Annotated in this window: 23 protein-coding genes; 7 read left to right on the top strand and 16 right to left on the bottom strand. The window is 35.0% G+C overall.

The annotated features are described in order from the left end of the window. The first annotated feature begins 22 nt into the window (after nucleotides 1–22). Entirely contained in the window at nucleotides 23–511 is a 489-nt protein-coding gene (locus LPC15_RS05465) for a DUF2124 family protein (protein ID WP_229234364.1), read from the top strand. Here LPC15_RS05465 and LPC15_RS05460 read toward each other — a convergent pair. Together LPC15_RS05460 and LPC15_RS05455 are read right to left on the bottom strand one after the other, a co-directional pair. Further along, on the bottom strand, nucleotides 506–934 hold the full coding sequence (locus LPC15_RS05460; protein ID WP_229234363.1) for an FAD synthase: 429 nt from the start codon (nucleotides 932–934) through the stop codon (nucleotides 506–508). The two genes, LPC15_RS05465 and LPC15_RS05460, sit on opposite strands and share 6 nt — an antisense overlap. Next, the gene (locus tag LPC15_RS05455) at nucleotides 928–1,350 is read right to left on the bottom strand and encodes a Mov34/MPN/PAD-1 family protein (protein ID WP_229234362.1); all 423 of its coding nucleotides are present in this window, start codon (nucleotides 1,348–1,350) and stop codon (nucleotides 928–930) included. Before LPC15_RS05455 ends, LPC15_RS05460 begins: the two co-directional genes overlap by 7 nt. Before the next feature lie 122 nt (nucleotides 1,351–1,472). On the opposite strand from LPC15_RS05455, the gene LPC15_RS05450 reads away from it, so the two are divergent. Together LPC15_RS05450 and LPC15_RS05445 are read left to right on the top strand one after the other, a co-directional pair. Further along, nucleotides 1,473–2,270 (top strand): HAD family hydrolase, encoded by a 798-nt coding sequence (locus tag LPC15_RS05450; protein ID WP_229234361.1) that lies wholly within the window; start codon nucleotides 1,473–1,475, stop codon nucleotides 2,268–2,270. Next, nucleotides 2,260–2,682: a Tfx family DNA-binding protein gene (locus LPC15_RS05445; protein ID WP_229234360.1), complete on the top strand. Its 423-nt coding sequence runs from the start codon at nucleotides 2,260–2,262 to the stop codon at nucleotides 2,680–2,682. Before LPC15_RS05450 ends, LPC15_RS05445 begins: the two co-directional genes overlap by 11 nt. Nucleotides 2,683–2,686: 4 nt before the next feature. Here LPC15_RS05445 and mobA read toward each other — a convergent pair whose 3' ends face one another. Beyond that, on the bottom strand, nucleotides 2,687–3,346 hold the full coding sequence (gene mobA / locus LPC15_RS05440) for a molybdenum cofactor guanylyltransferase (RefSeq protein ID WP_229234359.1): 660 nt from the start codon (nucleotides 3,344–3,346) through the stop codon (nucleotides 2,687–2,689). 66 nt (nucleotides 3,347–3,412) lie between these two features. Between mobA and LPC15_RS05435 the strand changes: the two genes are divergently transcribed. Next, the gene (locus LPC15_RS05435; protein WP_229234358.1) at nucleotides 3,413–4,018 is read left to right on the top strand and encodes a CDP-alcohol phosphatidyltransferase family protein; all 606 of its coding nucleotides are present in this window, start codon (nucleotides 3,413–3,415) and stop codon (nucleotides 4,016–4,018) included. Here LPC15_RS05435 and LPC15_RS05430 read toward each other — a convergent pair. The 6 genes from LPC15_RS05430 to LPC15_RS05405 all read right to left on the bottom strand — a co-directional run bounded on the left by LPC15_RS05430 (nucleotide 4,015) and on the right by LPC15_RS05405 (nucleotide 9,531). Further along, nucleotides 4,015–4,872: a ribose-phosphate diphosphokinase gene (locus LPC15_RS05430; protein WP_229234357.1), complete on the bottom strand. Its 858-nt coding sequence runs from the start codon at nucleotides 4,870–4,872 to the stop codon at nucleotides 4,015–4,017. The two genes, LPC15_RS05435 and LPC15_RS05430, sit on opposite strands and share 4 nt — an antisense overlap. 5 nt (nucleotides 4,873–4,877) lie before the next feature. Further along, nucleotides 4,878–6,065 carry a hypothetical protein gene (locus tag LPC15_RS05425; RefSeq protein WP_229234356.1) on the bottom strand — a complete coding sequence of 396 codons (1,188 nt, stop codon included), beginning with the start codon at nucleotides 6,063–6,065 and terminating at the stop codon, nucleotides 4,878–4,880. Nucleotides 6,066–6,131: 66 nt separating this feature from the next. After that, nucleotides 6,132–6,953, bottom strand: coding sequence for an FAD/NAD(P)-binding protein (locus LPC15_RS05420; protein ID WP_229234355.1), 822 nt, complete (start codon nucleotides 6,951–6,953; stop codon nucleotides 6,132–6,134). A gap of 6 nt (nucleotides 6,954–6,959) precedes the next feature. Then, nucleotides 6,960–7,943, bottom strand: a complete 984-nt coding sequence (locus tag LPC15_RS05415) for a 4Fe-4S dicluster domain-containing protein (RefSeq protein ID WP_229234354.1) — start codon at nucleotides 7,941–7,943, stop codon at nucleotides 6,960–6,962. Nucleotides 7,944–7,958: 15 nt separating this feature from the next. Continuing rightward, entirely contained in the window at nucleotides 7,959–9,152 is a 1,194-nt protein-coding gene (locus LPC15_RS05410) for a methionine adenosyltransferase (RefSeq protein WP_229234353.1), read from the bottom strand. 16 nt (nucleotides 9,153–9,168) lie between these two features. Next, nucleotides 9,169–9,531, bottom strand: coding sequence for a cell division protein SepF (locus LPC15_RS05405; RefSeq protein WP_229234352.1), 363 nt, complete (start codon nucleotides 9,529–9,531; stop codon nucleotides 9,169–9,171). 134 nt (nucleotides 9,532–9,665) lie between these two features. On the opposite strand from LPC15_RS05405, the gene LPC15_RS05400 reads away from it, so the two are divergent. From LPC15_RS05400 to purF, 3 genes are read left to right on the top strand one after another with little or no spacing between them, the layout of a single operon-like run. Further along, nucleotides 9,666–9,884 (top strand): LSm family protein, encoded by a 219-nt coding sequence (locus tag LPC15_RS05400; RefSeq protein ID WP_229234351.1) that lies wholly within the window; start codon nucleotides 9,666–9,668, stop codon nucleotides 9,882–9,884. A 51-nt stretch (nucleotides 9,885–9,935) separates the two neighbouring features. Further along, complete coding sequence (locus tag LPC15_RS07070; RefSeq protein ID WP_420709471.1) at nucleotides 9,936–10,109, top strand: 50S ribosomal protein L37e; 174 nt, start codon at nucleotides 9,936–9,938, stop codon at nucleotides 10,107–10,109. Nucleotides 10,110–10,154: 45 nt separating this feature from the next. Beyond that, on the top strand, nucleotides 10,155–11,516 hold the full coding sequence (purF, locus tag LPC15_RS05395; protein ID WP_229234350.1) for an amidophosphoribosyltransferase: 1,362 nt from the start codon (nucleotides 10,155–10,157) through the stop codon (nucleotides 11,514–11,516). Nucleotides 11,517–11,621: 105 nt separating this feature from the next. On the opposite strand, the gene LPC15_RS05390 is transcribed toward purF, so the two are convergent. The 7 genes from LPC15_RS05390 to LPC15_RS05360 all read right to left on the bottom strand — a co-directional run bounded on the left by LPC15_RS05390 (nucleotide 11,622) and on the right by LPC15_RS05360 (nucleotide 17,274). Further along, the gene (locus LPC15_RS05390) at nucleotides 11,622–12,017 is read right to left on the bottom strand and encodes a hypothetical protein (RefSeq protein WP_229234349.1); all 396 of its coding nucleotides are present in this window, start codon (nucleotides 12,015–12,017) and stop codon (nucleotides 11,622–11,624) included. Between the two features lie 128 nt (nucleotides 12,018–12,145). Further along, a complete protein-coding gene (locus LPC15_RS05385; protein ID WP_229234348.1) occupies nucleotides 12,146–12,613 on the bottom strand; it encodes a YbhB/YbcL family Raf kinase inhibitor-like protein in 468 nt (155 codons plus the stop codon). Between the two features lie 99 nt (nucleotides 12,614–12,712). Further along, nucleotides 12,713–13,507 carry a tryptophan synthase subunit alpha gene (trpA, locus tag LPC15_RS05380; protein ID WP_229234347.1) on the bottom strand — a complete coding sequence of 265 codons (795 nt, stop codon included), beginning with the start codon at nucleotides 13,505–13,507 and terminating at the stop codon, nucleotides 12,713–12,715. Further along, the gene (gene trpB, locus LPC15_RS05375; protein WP_229234346.1) at nucleotides 13,504–14,682 is read right to left on the bottom strand and encodes a tryptophan synthase subunit beta; all 1,179 of its coding nucleotides are present in this window, start codon (nucleotides 14,680–14,682) and stop codon (nucleotides 13,504–13,506) included. The genes trpA and trpB overlap by 4 nt, the downstream gene beginning before the upstream one ends. A 75-nt stretch (nucleotides 14,683–14,757) precedes the next feature. Next, a complete protein-coding gene (locus LPC15_RS05370; RefSeq protein WP_229234345.1) occupies nucleotides 14,758–15,321 on the bottom strand; it encodes an anthranilate synthase component II in 564 nt (187 codons plus the stop codon). Between the two features lie 4 nt (nucleotides 15,322–15,325). Next, nucleotides 15,326–16,690: a chorismate-binding protein gene (locus LPC15_RS05365; RefSeq protein WP_229234344.1), complete on the bottom strand. Its 1,365-nt coding sequence runs from the start codon at nucleotides 16,688–16,690 to the stop codon at nucleotides 15,326–15,328. Further along, nucleotides 16,687–17,274, bottom strand: coding sequence for a phosphoribosylanthranilate isomerase (locus tag LPC15_RS05360; RefSeq protein ID WP_229234343.1), 588 nt, complete (start codon nucleotides 17,272–17,274; stop codon nucleotides 16,687–16,689). Before LPC15_RS05360 ends, LPC15_RS05365 begins: the two co-directional genes overlap by 4 nt.

Raw genomic sequence — 17,274 nt, 5'->3', positions numbered from 1 at the left:
AAATACAATAATTAAAATAGAAATGAGATCGTATAAAGGAATAAATGGGTTGATAACCGCTTTTGCAGAGGTTATCAATGGTTTTAGTAGTAAAAAAAAGGTTGCATTTGCAGGATCGGTCGGAGTCTGTACGCCTTTTGTAGAATTGCTTGCATATGGTGTCAGAAAAAAAGGGTTGGATATGGTATTCATCCCTGATGCTATTATCGAGAAGACAAAAACGATGAGATTGATAGAAGATATCGGGTATCAAGTCACAGAAGATAAAGGTAATGCAGAAGGTAGCGATATTATCGTGGTACTCGGAGGGCTTGCAATGCCCTTTGCCAAAAAGACCATCAAAGATATAAACGATATGATAAATAGGATAAATCCCGATGCAAAGGTGATAGGCGTTGGATTTATGAAAATATTTGAAAGAGAAGGATGGATCAAGAATATTGGTTTCGATGTAGTGATAGACTCTACGTTAGATCCCGTGAAGGTTATAACCAAGGACGATGAGCTATAATATTTTTTTCTCTACCTCATAGATCTTTTTACGTATTCTTCCACTTGAACAGAGCTCACAATCTAAAGATCTTGTAATTCGAACTATTTTAGCATTTATTCCCCTCTTTTCGAGCTCTTTTTTAAGCCAATCCTCTTTAAAATGTTGATCATATCCCAAAGCGATTATATCTGGATTTATATCATTTAAACTCTCAAACATATCGTTTTCACTGCCTAATATTGCTTTATCTACGATTTTTAAAGATGATACCATCTTTAATCGTTGATTTTCCGATATTACGGGTTTAGGTTTGTGTTTTACGTTCTTATCACGGGCAACTATCACATATAGTTCGTCTCCAAAAGATTTTGCATTTTCTAAATATAACAAATGGCCCGGATGTAGTATCTCAAAAGTTCCTGTCGCTAAAACTCTTACCATTCTTCATCATCTCTATATTCAAACTCGATATCTATCACAGGAATCGTTATCTTCTCTCCGTTAGAGTTATAGGACTGCCACGACTTGTTATCATACGGATAACACGTTATGATATGAACGGATCCTTTTTTCCTAAATAATGCCAAATCTACACTGGATGGGGTATAAATTATAGATGGATGGCTATGAACGGTTCCCACGGTTCTAATACCTATAGGTATATTATAAAAATCCATTAATGCTCCTTTAGTTGAGCTATACGTACCAGGAATCAGGATAACCTCATTTACGACTCCATCTTTCTCCTTCAAAAGTCCTGAAAACTCATTGGGATATGAGGATTTACTGATCTCAAGTATTAAATGTAAGGTAGATTTAGCAATACCTTTGATATATCTTTTAGATACTCTTTTCATTAAGATAGACTCAAGTTGTTTTATCCGACTTATAAGTTTTTTGTCTTTCAGACAAATAATAACTTTTATAAAAGTCTTAATATATAAAATCTCCAACTAATTAACATACAAAAAATAATAAAATGAGCAAAAAAGCGATCGTATTTGATAGCTCTGGTACGCTTGTAGAAGTATTTCGTATCTTAAAAGATTTGGATAACAATCTATTTATTTACAACGTATCATCTACTTACTTAGTAAGCAAGAAAGATACCTGTGCGTTAATCGCGATTGATGAAGATATAGATTGGATATTAAGCCAAGATTCTAACAAATTGATCTCTTCGTTAGATCTTGATTTTAAAGTAAGTTGTTCCTCATCAAAAATAATGGAAGATTTGATATATAATGCTTTAAAAAGAGATAAACGGGCAAAACTTTTGGATATTAAAGAGTTAGTGGATAAAGTATATCCAGTCCATAAAAAGATATATTATATAAACGTTGGTATCATAATAGATGTGTCAAGGAGAGAGAATACGATACATTTTTTGGTAGGATCGTCTGGCAAGATATTTAAAAACGTCTTTCTTTTGTTCGAGTCATTAAAAAAAGATTTTGATATATATATTGCAACAGGTGATACCAGAAGATCTGCAATTAAACTTGCAAATATTTTAAATATCGACAGTAGTAGAATATTCTCGCTTGCTACGCCTGTTATCAAAGAAAAAATTATTTTAGATTTAAAAAAAGAGTATGATACTGTAATAATGGTTGGAGATGGTATAAACGATCTGTTGGCATTTAGAGCTGCGGATTTAAGCATATTAACGAGACAACAAGATCAAAAGGTTCCCAGTATTCTTATAAAATCTGCCGATCATGTAGTTTTAGACATGCTCCAGATACCAAAGATAATCGAGCTTTATGAAAAATAATAATACAATATTAACAGATAAGCAGATTAAGATATTAAAGCTTAGAAAAGAAGGATTATCCCAGACAGAGATAGCAAAAATGATGAGAACGACCAAGCAGAATATTTCCTCTATCGAGCGAACCGTATGGCGGAAGATAGAACAGGCTAAAAATACGTTGCTATTTGCCAAGATATTAGAATCGCCTCTTATTATTACTATTAAAAAGAACTCTACTATAGATGAAGCTATAAAAAAGATATATGAGACGGCGGATAAGAATGGTATTCATATAATCTACGATAAGATCTCGCTTATTAAGAATATAAAAGAAAGTATAGGTGAGAGGATACATCATAGAAAGATCTTGATAGATTTAACGATAGGTATAACAGATACAGGAGACGTATTGATCTTTAACTGTAATAGTTAAGAACCTAATTTTTAAAGTCAGGGCTCAATCGGTGCTGCTGTCTTATTAAATTTATATCTTCTTTCGTGTTGATATTGAAAAAGCTCTTTAATTCAGGATCTATCTTTTTAATTAGTTCAATAGGGATATAATTGACATTTTTTAACAACTTAACGCACGAAAAAATTTTTTTAGAATTTTTATCGATCGAGACTTTGCATGCCCTCATCATTGGGTCTCTTCTATAGACAGCATGAAGAGGCTCCCTATATTTTTCGTTCCACACAGTAATAGCCGCATCAAAACCCTTACACGATTGGAAGAAGAAATTTATCAGATCTTTGTTCAAAAACGGAAGATCTGTGGCAAAAACTCCGCAATATTCTGTTTTAGCATGTTTTAATCCTTCGTATATCCCAGCTACGGGTCCAAAATCTTTAACAGAATCTACTACTATAGATATGTTGTAACTCTTTAAAACTTTTTCAACATCTTCTTTTTTTTTCATCTCATCGACTACTACTATTAAATCGCTAACGCATTCTGTTAATCTCTGAACAACCAATTCAATCAACATCCTGCCGTTTATCTTGATAAAAGATTTGTCGATGCCCAATCTAAGACTTTTTCCTCCCGCCAGAACGATACCAGTCCGATCCATAATTGTACCCATAATCTTTCTCATTATAATACTTTTTATAGTCTGAATTATACTTTTATTATATTTAATCTTACAAAGACGGAGATACAGATGAATCTTACACAATATAGAGATAAATTATCTGTTCATATAGACAAGGTTAGCAGACCGTTCAATAGATTTACACCAAACCAGATCACACTTTTATCTTTTATTTTCGCATTGGTATCGATGATCCTTTATTATAAGAGAGTTCTATATTTGGCACCTATCTTTCTATTTATCTCGGCAATATTAGACCTGGTCGATGGCAACATTGCCAGAAGAGTAGGACTGGAGAGTAAATTTGGTGCCACTATAGATTGGATCGTCGACAAATATATCGATTGTCTTATAATAATAAGTATAACCCTGGGAGGATTCGTATCGGCAAAGATTGCCTTGTTTGCAGTCTTCGGTTCTATGATAAATACGTTTATAAAACCAGTAACCTACATAGAGATAGGATTTGAAAAAAGAGTGGACGGAAAAATTATAGATCCTTTAGAGGGGATTGGATTTTTCGGAAGACCCGAGACGATAATAGTTATATTAATCGCTTCAGTCATAGAGATATTCTTTTCAAACGCCCTCTTATACGGGATTTATGTGATCGCAATAATGACCAATTTATCCGCCATAGACAGAATTATCTATCTATACAAAACTTACGGCTAGAACATCGTCTTTAATTTTTCTGTAATCATCGGAGCGATGGATACTCTGCTCGTTATTTTCTCGATCGTATCGGTGGATATTACCTCTTTGATACCAGCGGCATACAACCGTAACAGAGTATCTCTGACCAGGACAGGATGCACACAGAGAGCGTAGATATCGTTTGCACCGTTTTCTTTCATCATTTTTGCGGTCTCTAAGACAGTACCTCCTGTAGAGATCATATCATCCATTATGACAATGTCTCTTCCTCTAACATCCAATTTCTTTGGTTTAATAACTACTTTATCTGAAGATATTCTAGTCTTTTCCATATAATCGAAATCATAATAATTCGATGCTGCATTAAAGACGGTGTCGGCAGATCCCTCATCCGGTGCTACAACAACGGGGTCGGTCAGGCTCGTATCTTTAATATGATCTACTAATAGAGGCATAGCATTTAGGTCATCTACAGGAGATCCAAAAAAATTAAGAACTGATCTACTATGTATATTTACCGTATAAATCTTATCCGCTTTTATCAAACCTGCAATTACTCTCGCACTTATAGGCTCTCCTATCTCAAATATCTTATCCTGCCTGGCATACCCAAAATATGGTATCAAAACGATTTTTTTACCTACTTCCAGATTTTTACAGGCATCTATGATCTCTAAAAGATATATAAGATCGGAATCGGATGAGATACTCTGTACAACCAGAACGTCTTCCCCCTCTATATCCTCTAAAATTCTGCAATATTTTTCTCCGTCAGGAAACGTCTTGTATTCGATAGCGACAATAGGAATATCGAGTTTATCGGATATACGCTTGGATAAAGATTGAGAACTGATCCCTCCAATAATCTTCATAATCATCAACAATCTGTAATCGCTCTTTTAATCATCGCTCTTAGATATTTTCCGCTTGCTGGTGCCTCTACGATCGATATTCTGTTATTTTTGCTTAATACGGCAATAAAAGAGTTTAGATCCTCAGCCATTCTCTTTTCTCTCACGATAACCGGAATGTTCATGCCAAACATCCGATCGTAATACAAACTTGCATTCTTACCTATGTTTTTATATAACAAGCTGATCACATCTAAAACAGTTTTTTCTGTATCGAAAGATGTTATCCATCCCATAGTAGCTGGTAACAAGACGGTTACTCCAAGCGTATCCTTATTCTCTTCCAAGATATTATAAACAACCGTTTTCAGATTATTACAGCTGGCTAAATCTAACCCAGTAGCTGTTTCAGGCGAGATAGTAGTATAAATCTCTTCTAACTCGATATTATCGACCGATTCATCATAACAATGAGAGTTGATTATCTGTTTCCAACTTCTGCTGAATGTGCATGTTCTTCCTATTCTATCGTATTTAGTCTCTAAGTCTCTCATATCTATCCCGTATTTATCAAGAACAGAGAGAAAATAATCCATATTTCTATCATCCAAAGGTCCTCTACAACCTTCGCATGGTTTTCCGCTACTTGTACAGATAGCATTGCACCCCGCCTCTGTAATCGGGCCAAGACAGAGTTCTCCTCTCTCAAGAAGACACGGCGTCCCGCTCATCCGGCATTCTGCACAGACAGGAAAATGCTTTCTAAACGGCTTTCTTTTTATAATTACAGAACGAATATAGTAGGTCAGTTCATCTATATTAATAGGACAGCCTTTTATATAATATTTTACATTTACCACGCTATTAACCGGTTTTAATCTCCAAGGTGGATTAAATGGGATATCTATACCAAAAAAATCCTCATAAGAAGGAATACCTCCAAAACATGCACACGACCCAACCGCTATAATGGTATCCGATCTCTTACCAAGATCTTTTACCAAATCTTCCTCCCCTTTATTAGCTATTCCTCCCTCAATCAAGATGACATCGTATCTCTCTTCTAACTCATTCTTTTTAGGATAAGAAAGATCTAAATGCTTTAGAATCTCCTCAAACTCCTTGCTTTTTTTATACAATTCAAATTGACACGTACCACAGGTTGTCAATCGTATAATTGCAATTTTTTTCTTATCTACATCATGCAGAACCAAGGTTCCTGCACCTCCTTAAGCAGTGTAGATTTATCCTACACAAGAGTGAAGAACATTTGTTTTTCATTATAGAGCCTCCGGCTGTTTTTTCATCTCTTCGTATGTGAATACAGGCCCATCTACACATACATATTTTGATCCCACGTTGCAGTGGCCACACTTACCAACACCGCATTTCATATGCCTCTCAAGCGTGGAAATTATAACATCATCTGCAAACCCAAGTTTTTTAAGGTCTATCGTTACAAAGCGGAACATGATCGGGGGCCCGCATATAAAAGCCATCGTATTCTCAACCTGTATATCTGTCTTATATAATAAGCTTCCTACAACACCAACATTGCCATTCCATGTATCGTCAGCCCTATCAACAGTAGTCAAGACTTCAAATCCGTCTATACTATTCCACCTATTCCATTCCGATCTGAAAAGATGATCTTTTGGTGTTCTTGCCCCTGATAATATCCATACCTTCCCGTAATCATCCCTTTTATCGACTATATAATTGATCAACGATCTTAAAGGGGCAAGGCCAAGACCTCCTGCAACAAATACGGCATTTTTACCCTTTAATCTATCTATAGGAAAACCATTCCCCCATGGACCTCTTATCCCGACTTTATCACCGATATCCAATCTATGAAGGGCACTGGTAACATTTCCTACGTTTCTAACACATAGTTGAAAGTAATCTTTCTGTGTAGGCGACGAAGTGATCGATATGGGCGCCTCTCCGTATCCAAAAACGGTTAATTGCAGACATTGCCCTGGAATATGATTTAGATTTCCTCCTTCTGGCAAGATGAATGTAAAAGTAGAAGTGTCTGGTGTTTCATCCATTTTATTTTTTAAAATAGCAATCCTTGGAAGGTATAACTCTTTATCCATATTATTTTAACCTCGTATCATATTAATTATCCTTGTACAATCTATATCTGAAGGACAGACATTTATACATCTTCCGCATCCGGTACAACCAAAATTTCCGTATCTTTCTGGATAATAGGAGAACTTATGCAGTATCCTTTGTTTAAGCCGAGAGGTTCTATCAGCTCGAAAGTTGCCACCACCTGCGACAGCTGCAAAATCTGTCAATACACATCCATCCCAAAATCTCTCTCTCTTTCCACTATTAAATTCTATATCTGTATCTTCTACCACATTATAGCAGTAGCATGTCGGGCAGATAAAGACGCATTTCCCACAACCGAGGCATCTCTCTCCAAAATAATTCCAGATCTTATTATCATATTCCTTCATCATTATCTCTGGAAGTTTATCGGTATCGACTTCTCTTACAAATCCTTTTAGTCTTGGTTTTTTTATCTCTTCCTCATCTTTGAAAAGGTTTATAGAATTTACCAATTCTTCACCCTCTTTACTACCTATCTCTACCCCATATTTTTCTCCATCATCTATCAACATAAGATCGTAGCCTTCTTTGATGGTATCCGTACCCATAGATCCGCAAAAACAAAACTCGTTTGGTTTGGTGCAGTATACGCCAATAATCAAAGAATTCTTTCGCCTTGCCTCATAAAATGGGTCTGGTTTAAACGTTAAATAAGCTTCATCAAATCTTAGAAGCGCGTGTATATCACATGGATGAAGCCCAATAAGACATATTTCCTCTACCTCAGGAGTGCTTTTCAGCTGTATAGTCTCGCCTAAATCGTACTCCAAAATTACCTCTTTCTGTGGAAAGAAGAACTCTTTCGCAGATAAGATCGTAGTGGGATATTCTAAAATTACATCTTCTGCATCTTCGATATCATCAAAAACATATTCTGCATCCTTTTTAACGGGTGCAACAACTCTATATGACTCCTTTAGCCTTTCTATGAAAGAAAAGAGCTCTTTTTTATATAGTACTCTCATCTTTTTACCTCCTTATCAGATTATTAAAGATTCTCCTTTGTAAACATATTGATTCATAACATCCATTATCTTATCCAGCCTATCTTCGGCTAATTCGATTATTTCATGTGTATCCACTTTATTAATAGGATATAACGATATTTTTGTCACCATCGGATCGTCGATTGTACGGCCTATTTGAGATAATATGCTGACATACACCTCGTCTACATCGGTTAGGTTCCATATCTCTTCTGCCATATTGTGTGATAACATATTATAAATCTTACCTACATGGCTTATCGGATTTTTCCCAGCAGCTGCCTCTAAACTGACCGGTCTATTGTATGATGATACACCATTAAACCTGTTTCCTCTTCCTACTTGACCGTCATCTCCCATTTCAGCCGATGTTCCAGTAACTGTCAAATATATCCCGTTCAAACCCCTGTCTCTCCTATCTAACGCGTTTAATATAATATCAGTCTTTTTATCGCTTATATTTGATATATAAGATTTGATATCTTCCAAAATCTCTTCTTTCTGTCTAAAATAATCTTTTTCATCCTCAACAAATCTATCGATAAAAGAGTTGGCAACGGTTATTGTCAGTTTATCATCGATTCTGCAACCCATTACTTTAACATCCTCTCCACTCACAGGATATCGCCGTTTAAAATCTTTTGAGTTTAAATATTGTTCTAACTCAAAAACGGCTTTTTCAGTAGATGAAAACGGTGCGTATCCTATTCCTAAAGATGTATCATTCGCCTCTGGAATCTTACCGTCTCTTTTAAAGATATCTCCAAGGTTTCCTGATCCACCTTTTGTCTCTACCTGATACACTATATCCTTTTCAGGATCTAAAAATCTGAATTTTTTTTTAATCCAGTCTTTGGCAGAAGTGATGGCAATATCTTTAATAGGTATCTCTTCCCCGTCTATTGTTCTAGTCGCTCTGCCTGAAAAGAGTATTTTACTCGGTATTACAACCTTACCACCGCCAAACATAGGCTCAGTTTCGCCACCTATTATATCCCCTTTATCCACATTATGATGCAATATCCTTCCAAACCGCTTTAAATATTCTCGACATAACGCCAAAGAAAACTCTTCCATAATACTATCTATCATAAAATCCGGATGTCCCAAGCCTTTCCTCTCCGCAATCTCCACTTTCTGATCTTCTATTAAAGTTCCGCCGATCTCATCTATGACAATATTCTTCAAAATAATCACCGAAAGATTATATTTTTCCTCCAAACAGTTTATTTCTGTCTATTCTTATAGATTTTGATGTTATAACAATGTAATTTTCTCCTATACCAGCAATATCACCGTTTATATCCTCAACAACCATTTTTATCTCTCTTAAAAATCTTTTCATAACTATTTCATCACTCTTTAAAAATGAGATATCAAGAATGACTATATTCCCATCAAAAATTTCCCGTTTGACTATAGGAAGCTCATTCATCTCTGAAATCTTACCAAATTTTACATAAGTTTTTACTTCAGTCTCCATTTCGTATTCGGAGAGATCGATCTCCTTATATTCATCTAATTTTGAAGCGGTCTCCTCGGAACTTTTACTAAACCACTTTGGCATTTTCATTTTTAATCCTCTTCCAATCTTTATTAATACACTTGTATTTTAATATATTGGTTTTACAAAGATTTAAATATAGAGGGAGTTTACATTTTCTTGTCGAGTAATTTTTTTATTAAGGAGAAAAGATAAAAATGAGTAATAGACCGTTAGATATTTTGAACAGTGTGCTCAACAGTCCGATTATCGTAAAACTGAAAGATGACAGAGAATTTAGAGGTAATTTGCAAGGTTACGATATGCATCTTAACTTGGTGTTAGATGACACAGAGGAGATAAAAGATGGCAAGAGTGTCGAGAAATATGGTACTGTTATTATAAGAGGAGATAACGTAATTTATATATCGCCGTAACGGTTAAAATGTTTTAATCAAGATTAAAAATAGCTAAAGAGGATAAACAAGATGACAAAAGGAACGCCTTCGATGGGAAAAAGGAATAAAACAGTTCATATAAGATGTAGAAGATGCGGCAAAGTTGCATTTCATAAAAGTAAAAGAGTTTGTGCCGCTTGTGGTTTTAAAAGAGGAAGCAAAAGAACAAGCTATAATTGGCGTAAAAAAAGTAAAAAAGGATAGATGATTTTAATTTAATAATTTTGCTGATTTGAGATAAAGATCTTGATGATAAAAGAAGATTGTGGTGTTGTAGGTATTAGCCTACAGGAAGATTCGCCATTAATTTTTGATTATTTGTATTATGCTCTCTATACGCTACAACATAGAGGCCAAGAATCTGCCGGAATTGCTATAAACAACAAGGAAGGTATATTTATACAAAAGGGGATGGGTCTCGTCTCGGAGGTTTTTAATAAAAAGAGAGAAAGTATAAAGGGAGATGTGGGGATTGGCCATGTTAGATACTCCACTTCAGGGGAGTCAAATTTAGAAAACTGCCAACCATCTCTTATAGAGAAAGAAGATGAGTTATTCATTCTTGCACACAATGGAAATATAGTAAATTATAAAATAATCAAAAAAGAACTTGAGAGTAAAGGGCATATAATCAATTCTTCATCCGATTCGGAAATTATAGGACACCTTTTTATTGAAAGATTAAAAGAGACGCATGATATAACAGGCGCAGTTGCTCGACTTATGGAAGAATTAAAAGGAGCATACTCTGTTGTAATGTTATATAAAAATAAGATCGTTGCTTTTAGGGATCCTTTAGGAATAAGACCTCTTTGTATAGGTGAATTATATCCAAAAGGTCTTATCATTGCATCAGAGAGCGTAGCTATCGATACATTGAATGGACGATTGATTCGAGACATTAAGCCAGGAGAGGTTGTAATACTTGAGTTTGGTAATATAATAGAGGAAAAACATCTTGTAAAACTCGAACATAATTCCCATTGTATGTTTGAATATGTATATTTTGCCCGACCAGATTCTGTCATAGATGGAAGATCTGTATATGAGGTCAGAATGGCCATCGGAAAACTTCTTGCTCAAAAGGCTAAAATAAATGCTGATTTTGTCTCTCCAATGCCTGATTCTGGTGTTACATTTGCTATAGGTTATGCGATCTCTTCAGGACTCCCTTATATAGAGAGTTTAATTAAAAACAGGTATGTTGGACGAACATTTATAATACCTAATCAAGAAGAGAGAGAACTAATGGTCAAGATAAAACTGAATCCTATTCGTAATAACATAGATGGAAAGAGGATAGTCTTGGTAGATGATAGTATCGTAAGAGGTACAACATCAAAGAGGGTTGTAAATATATTAAGAAAGGCAGGTGCTAAAGAAGTTCATCTCTGTATTGGCTGTCCTCCCTTGATATCTCCATGCTACTTTGGCGTAGATTTTACAACAAACGATGAATTAGTTGCGTCTCAGAAGAATATAGCAGAAATATCAAAAATTATTGGAGCGGATTCTATCACTTATGCCAGTATTGATGATATAGTAAAGGCAATAAATATAGAAAGAGACGATCTCTGTATATCCTGTCTAACCGGGATATACCATATATAAGATTAAATATAAATATAGAAATGCAAAGTAGATTATTTAACCTTTATTCGCTTTTATTTGCCTCGTTAATTTTTGTCAAGATGTTGCAAATCAAAGATTTGCAGCTCACGAATCTTCGATTCGTGATGATTTTTTGCGTATTCTTGGTTGGCGATTTTTGATCTCTAAGAAATGATCTTTAGCAGTCTCCGTAAACAATTTGTTTTCTGGTACTTCTAATGGCGGTAATGCACTTATAACTGTATTTTGATCCGTTTTAATGATAATATTCTCTATAATCAACTCTTCTAGGATAGAGATCAAAGATTCGACAGGGAGATCCACACTAATCTTTGAATCTTTCTCAATATAATTGTAAAAGAAATATATTATATCATCTATAGCAACTCCTCTCATTCCCAGAAAGGACATTAAAAATTGGTAATTTGAGTTTTGCATGAATCCATTAACCGCATAAACTATCAACGATCTAATAGCCAGTTCATCATATTCTTCTATCATTTTATAAATCCATTTAACATTTTTTATAAAATTTATAAATATACTTGTTTACATTAATACTTCTTTACATTATGTAACATATATTAAGATAGCATAAATAACTTACTGAAGGCTTGAGACAAAAGAGCCTAACGTCGAGAATAAGTGCCTCTTAATAATGTATGCTGTATTATATGCCCTTCCATCTTTTTTTCCAGATCTTTTTTGGTAGCGCCTGCATTTAAATCAAGTTTAATATCCAATGTATAAAGCTTAAATCGATAAGTATGCGTTCCATACGGTGGACATGGTCCCATGTAGCCTATCCTTCTTGCACTGTTTCTTCCCTGGACAGCGCCTCTTAAAACATTTTCTTGTTTAGGAACGTTCTCTTCTATCTCTCGTATTTTGGGATCTATGTTCCATATCAACCAATGATCAAAAACACCCATAGGTGCATCCGGATCGTCCAGTATCAGAGCAAAACTCTTTGTACCTTCATCTGGTCCTTTAATTTTCAAAGGCGGGGATATATCCAAACCATCACACGTGTATCTCTCGGGAATTCTCTCTCCATTTTTAAATGCTTTACTTAAAAGGATTAATTCCTCCTTCATAATACTCCTCCAACCATTTTTTTTTATCCTCGATAAACAATTCAATAAAATCCAGTATAATAATATTTATGTTATCTTCTTTCAATAATGAGATATAGACTATAGATAAAGCGCGCTTTTCAATTCTTTAGCCTTTTCTTTCAGCTTCAATATAACATCTTCTTTATTTTTACCGCTTCCTATCAAATCTACGAAGGTACTTCCAACGACCACACCATCCGTGCCTGCTTTTACCAAAGACGCCACCTGTTCCTGGTTAGATATACCGAACCCTACAAACAAGGGATTTCTACATATGTCTTTTGTCCTCTTTAAAAGTTCTAGCGCCTCGTTAGATACGGTATTCCTCACACCAGTCGTGCCATAGAGCGATATAAGATATATAAATCCTGTAGTTGAGTTGTCTATATCTACTATTCTATCCCTAGAAGTATTGGGGGCAATCAAGAAGATTGTATCCAGATCAAGGTTTTTACAGCACTTTATATACTCTTTTCCCTCCTCCACAGGGAGATCTACAACGATCAATCCATCTACTCCGACAGATTTTGCCTCTTTTAAAAACTTTTCTAAACCTCTAATATAAACTATATTATAGTAAGTCATCAAGACGATAGGCGTATCTGATCTCTCTCTAAATTTTTTAACTATATCGAACACGTCAGATACTTTAAAACCGTTCTTCAATGCTCTTACGTATCCTTCTTGTATCGTCCTTCCATCTGCCACAGGATCGGAAAAAGGTATTCCTAGTTCTATAATATCTGAACTCTCATCTAATGCATACAAATATTCTATTGTATCTTCTTTATCGGGATCTCCTGCTATTATGAATGATACTAAAACACCCTCATTTCTTTCCTTTGATTCAGAAATCTTCTCAGATATCCTCATATTGTTATAACACCTCTATCAATGCTATTTTTTACTATATCTACATCCTTGTCTCCTCTACCAGATAGACATACGACTATCTTCTCATCTTTATCCATATTTTTTGCAAGTTCTATAGCAAAAGCAACAGCATGTGCAGATTCTAAGGCAGGAATAATCCCTTCTTCTTTCGAAAGAATTAAAAAAGCTTCTAAAGCCTTTTTATCATCTACTGCCGTATATTTTACCCTTCCCTCATCTTTTAAAAATGAATGCTCAGGACCTACTCCAGGATAATCGAGACCAGGAGCTATACTCGAAGTTTGAGTTACCTGCCCATCTTCATCTTGTAGTAAATATGTTAAAGATCCATGAAGCACTCCTTTTTTACCAGCACAAAGACTTGCAGAATGTTTTCCTGTATCTATCCCATTTCCACCAGCTTCAACCCCAATCAACTCGACTTTGTCGTTTAAAAATGGATGAAATATTCCTATAGCGTTGCTCCCTCCTCCAACACAAGCAACTATCTTATCAGGTAAGCACCCTTCATCTTTGAGGATAGCCTCCCTTGTCTCTCTACCAATTATCGATTGAAAATCTCTGATCATCGTGGGATACGGATGAGGACCTATAACCGAGCCTATCAGATAATGTGTATCCCGTACATTTGCAGCCCAATCTCTTAATGCCTCGTTCACAGCATCTTTTAGAGTTTTTGAGCCGGAGTTTACAGGGTGGATTATCCCTCCCATCAACTCCATACGGAATACGTTCATCTTCTGTCTCTGAATATCCTCCTCCCCCATATATATCTCTGTCTTTAATTTAAAGAGTGATCCAGCCATAACCGTAGCAGTACCATGTTGCCCAGCACCGGTCTCTGCTATTATCCGTTTTTTTCCCATTTTTTTTGCTAAAAGTGCCTGTGCTATTGTGTTATTTAGTTTATGAGCCCCACCGTGAACTAAATCCTCTCTTTTTAGATATATCTTCGCTCCGCCAATCTTCTCTGTCAAATTTTTAGCGAGATAAAGAGGTGTTGGTCTTCCTGCAAAGTATCTGTAATAATATTCGAGCTCTTTATTAAAGACTTTATCCTCTTTGATCTCATTATAAAACCTTTCTAGTTCTATCAAAGGTTCCATAAGAGTTTCTGGAACGTAAATTCCTCCAAATTCCCCAAATTTTCTCATATTAACTCCTTCTCTTGATGAAAACAAATGTTCTTCACTCTCAAGGAAGTGCAGAAACGTAGTTTTGCTTGATAATTATTTTATATAACAGTTGTACCAATTTTGGAGTATATCAAACCCTAAATCCGTAAGGATACTCTCAGGATGGAATTGAAACCCTTCTATATCCTTCTTTTTTGACCTTATACCCATAATAACATCGTTACATCTTGCTGATACCTCAAAAGATTCTGGAACGTCGGTAACAGCAAGTGAATGGTATCTTCCACCTTTAAAAGGGTTTTCTATCCCGGCAAAAACTTTTTTTCCATCATGATAAATCAGGCTACTCTTGCCATGAACAGGTAATACTCGCTCTACTCTGCCTCCAAACGCGACGGATATTATCTCTTGTCCAAGACAGATACCAAGAATTGGCAGATAATCAAACTCTTTTATGATCTCGATAGAATTTCCTATGTACTTTTTATCATACGGTGTTCCTGGACCAGGAGAGATAATTATCGCATCTGGATCTTCTTTTCTTAAATCTGTAATAGATATATCGTTTGAAACGACTTTAACGTCTCTGTCGATCATCGATATATAATCTACGATATTCCAAACGAAAGAATCTTTGTTATCTATAAATATAATCATTATATCATACTCCTAAGACTGATTTAACCGCTTTAAGTTTTCTCTCAGTCTCTAAAAACTCATTTTCTGGAACAGAGTCAGCAACTATACCTGCTCCTGCCCTTATTCCTATCTTAAAATAGTCATTTAATTTTTTAACTATGGCAGACCTTATCACGATTGCAAAATCTGCGCTCCCGTCTATCGAGAAATAACCGATACCACCGCCATAAGAATCCCGTCTGGATTTTTCTAACTCATCTATTATCTCAATAGCTCTAATTTTTGGTGCACCTGATAGCGTACCTGCCGGAAAAGTTGATTCTATAGCCTTAAACTCGGAAATATCATCTCTTAACTCTCCAGAGATGACACTTTCTATATGTTGAAGGTGAGAGTATCGCAGAACGTTCAAATATTCTTCTATCTTGATACTTCCACTTTTAGAGACTCTTCTAACATCGTTTCTAGCTAAATCTACAAGCATATTATGTTCTGATAACTCTTTTTCATCTTTTATCATATTTTTTTCTAAAATCTGGTCTTCTTTATCATTTTTGCCTCTATTGGTAGTTCCAGCTATCGGATTTATAGTTAACCTTCTATTAAAGATCGAAGCCATTGTTTCTGGACTTGAACCGAATAAGATATCACCATAATCAAAATAAAACATATACGGGCTAGGATTTATCTGTCTAAGATTTAAATATAGGTTATATGGATCAAAATAACCGGTTATATCCTCTTCTCTTGAAATTACAACCTGAAACACGTCGCCATCTTTTATATATTCTTTTGATCTTTCTACCATTTTTAAATAATCATCTTTATCTGCATCCATCTCTATCTTTAAAATATCGCTATTTTTTCCATCAGGTTCTTTATCAAACTGTTTAATAGTAAAATAAGATTCTTCATCATTTATAGACGATAAAAACAGTTTTTTGTTTCTGTTATCATACACAAAGACGTTATCATAAAATCCAAACGTTGCATATATCCCATCCACTTCTCGATTTAACAGAGACGGAAATACAGAATCGTACTTGAAGACTCCTAATAAACCACCTAAAAAAGCCTTCTCTCCGAATGGATTTTTGATATCTGATATAATATCTTTGTATAATAAGTCCAAAGCGTTAAACGGGTTTTTCTCTTTTATCTCTCCAGAATATAAGTCTATCCCCTTAATATCTTTGAATACATCAATTTTCGTACCATTATTACCCACGTTTATTATAGCTGCTGGATTGCACCCCAAAAAAGTAAATCTTGCCCTTCTATCCGTCTTACCTAAAGATTCTAATATAAAGTGGTATTTATTCTCTTTTATACCTAAAAGTAACTGTAACGGGTCTATATACTCTATCTCTTTGATTTTAACCTTCATAAAAAGTCTCCTATCTTATTTAAAAGATATTTTATCTTTTTTTCATCCTTAAATCCATCTGTTTCGACCCCAGAAGACACATCTATCCCAAAAGGACACAATTTAATAAATTCACCTACATTGCTATAGTTTATCCCACCTGCAATAACTACCGGCTTTACTGCATCATTTAAAACAAGTTTACTGACTCTTAAATCATGCATCATACCAGTACCTCCCCCTTTTGTATCAAGCAAAAATCCATCCACATCGTACAGACGCATTAAGTTTAATATCTTATTATATTCATCAAAAGGATTTTTTATCGTCTTTTCTATCTCAAATACTTTAAAAATAAACCCAGAATATTCTTTTTTAATTTTATCAACCGTATCATACAAGATATCGCTATGCAACTGTATTCCGTCTGGTCTAAGATCGATCACTTTTTTTAAATCTTCGTAAGATTTATCCGATGTTACAGCTATAGCAGGTATATCAGCATTCTTTATCAATTCTTTCGCTTTTTCAAAGGTTATTCTTCGTTTTGATATAGTATTTCCGACTATCATACCAAAAGCGGTAATATAATCACTGAATTTCAA

The organism is Candidatus Methanoliparum sp. LAM-1 (assembly GCF_020885915.1).
Lineage (GTDB): Archaea > Halobacteriota > Methanoliparia > Methanoliparales > Methanoliparaceae > Methanoliparum > Methanoliparum thermophilum.
The sequence above is the reverse complement of the archived record's forward strand: the minus strand, read 5'-3'. Positions and strand labels throughout refer to the sequence as shown.

Bases quoted from the DNA above. Each gene is read 5' to 3' on its own strand.
- LPC15_RS05465 (WP_229234364.1), top strand. From the start codon at position 23: ATGAGATCGTATAAAGGAATAAATGGGTTGATAACCGCTTTTGCAGAG.
- LPC15_RS05460 (WP_229234363.1), bottom strand. From the start codon at position 934: ATGGTAAGAGTTTTAGCGACAGGAACTTTTGAGATACTACATCCGGGC.
- LPC15_RS05455 (WP_229234362.1), bottom strand. From the start codon at position 1,350: ATGAAAAGAGTATCTAAAAGATATATCAAAGGTATTGCTAAATCTACC.
- LPC15_RS05450 (WP_229234361.1), top strand. From the start codon at position 1,473: ATGAGCAAAAAAGCGATCGTATTTGATAGCTCTGGTACGCTTGTAGAA.
- LPC15_RS05445 (WP_229234360.1), top strand. From the start codon at position 2,260: ATGAAAAATAATAATACAATATTAACAGATAAGCAGATTAAGATATTA.
- mobA (WP_229234359.1), bottom strand. From the start codon at position 3,346: ATGAGAAAGATTATGGGTACAATTATGGATCGGACTGGTATCGTTCTG.
- LPC15_RS05435 (WP_229234358.1), top strand. From the start codon at position 3,413: ATGAATCTTACACAATATAGAGATAAATTATCTGTTCATATAGACAAG.
- LPC15_RS05430 (WP_229234357.1), bottom strand. From the start codon at position 4,872: ATGAAGATTATTGGAGGGATCAGTTCTCAATCTTTATCCAAGCGTATA.
- LPC15_RS05420 (WP_229234355.1), bottom strand. From the start codon at position 6,953: ATGGATAAAGAGTTATACCTTCCAAGGATTGCTATTTTAAAAAATAAA.
- LPC15_RS05415 (WP_229234354.1), bottom strand. From the start codon at position 7,943: ATGAGAGTACTATATAAAAAAGAGCTCTTTTCTTTCATAGAAAGGCTA.
- LPC15_RS05405 (WP_229234352.1), bottom strand. From the start codon at position 9,531: ATGCCAAAGTGGTTTAGTAAAAGTTCCGAGGAGACCGCTTCAAAATTA.
- LPC15_RS05400 (WP_229234351.1), top strand. From the start codon at position 9,666: ATGAGTAATAGACCGTTAGATATTTTGAACAGTGTGCTCAACAGTCCG.
- LPC15_RS07070 (WP_420709471.1), top strand. From the start codon at position 9,936: ATGACAAAAGGAACGCCTTCGATGGGAAAAAGGAATAAAACAGTTCAT.
- purF (WP_229234350.1), top strand. From the start codon at position 10,155: ATGATAAAAGAAGATTGTGGTGTTGTAGGTATTAGCCTACAGGAAGAT.
- LPC15_RS05390 (WP_229234349.1), bottom strand. From the start codon at position 12,017: ATGATAGAAGAATATGATGAACTGGCTATTAGATCGTTGATAGTTTAT.
- LPC15_RS05385 (WP_229234348.1), bottom strand. From the start codon at position 12,613: ATGAAGGAGGAATTAATCCTTTTAAGTAAAGCATTTAAAAATGGAGAG.
- trpA (WP_229234347.1), bottom strand. From the start codon at position 13,507: ATGAGGATATCTGAGAAGATTTCTGAATCAAAGGAAAGAAATGAGGGT.
- trpB (WP_229234346.1), bottom strand. From the start codon at position 14,682: ATGAGAAAATTTGGGGAATTTGGAGGAATTTACGTTCCAGAAACTCTT.
- LPC15_RS05370 (WP_229234345.1), bottom strand. From the start codon at position 15,321: ATGATTATATTTATAGATAACAAAGATTCTTTCGTTTGGAATATCGTA.
- LPC15_RS05365 (WP_229234344.1), bottom strand. From the start codon at position 16,690: ATGAAGGTTAAAATCAAAGAGATAGAGTATATAGACCCGTTACAGTTA.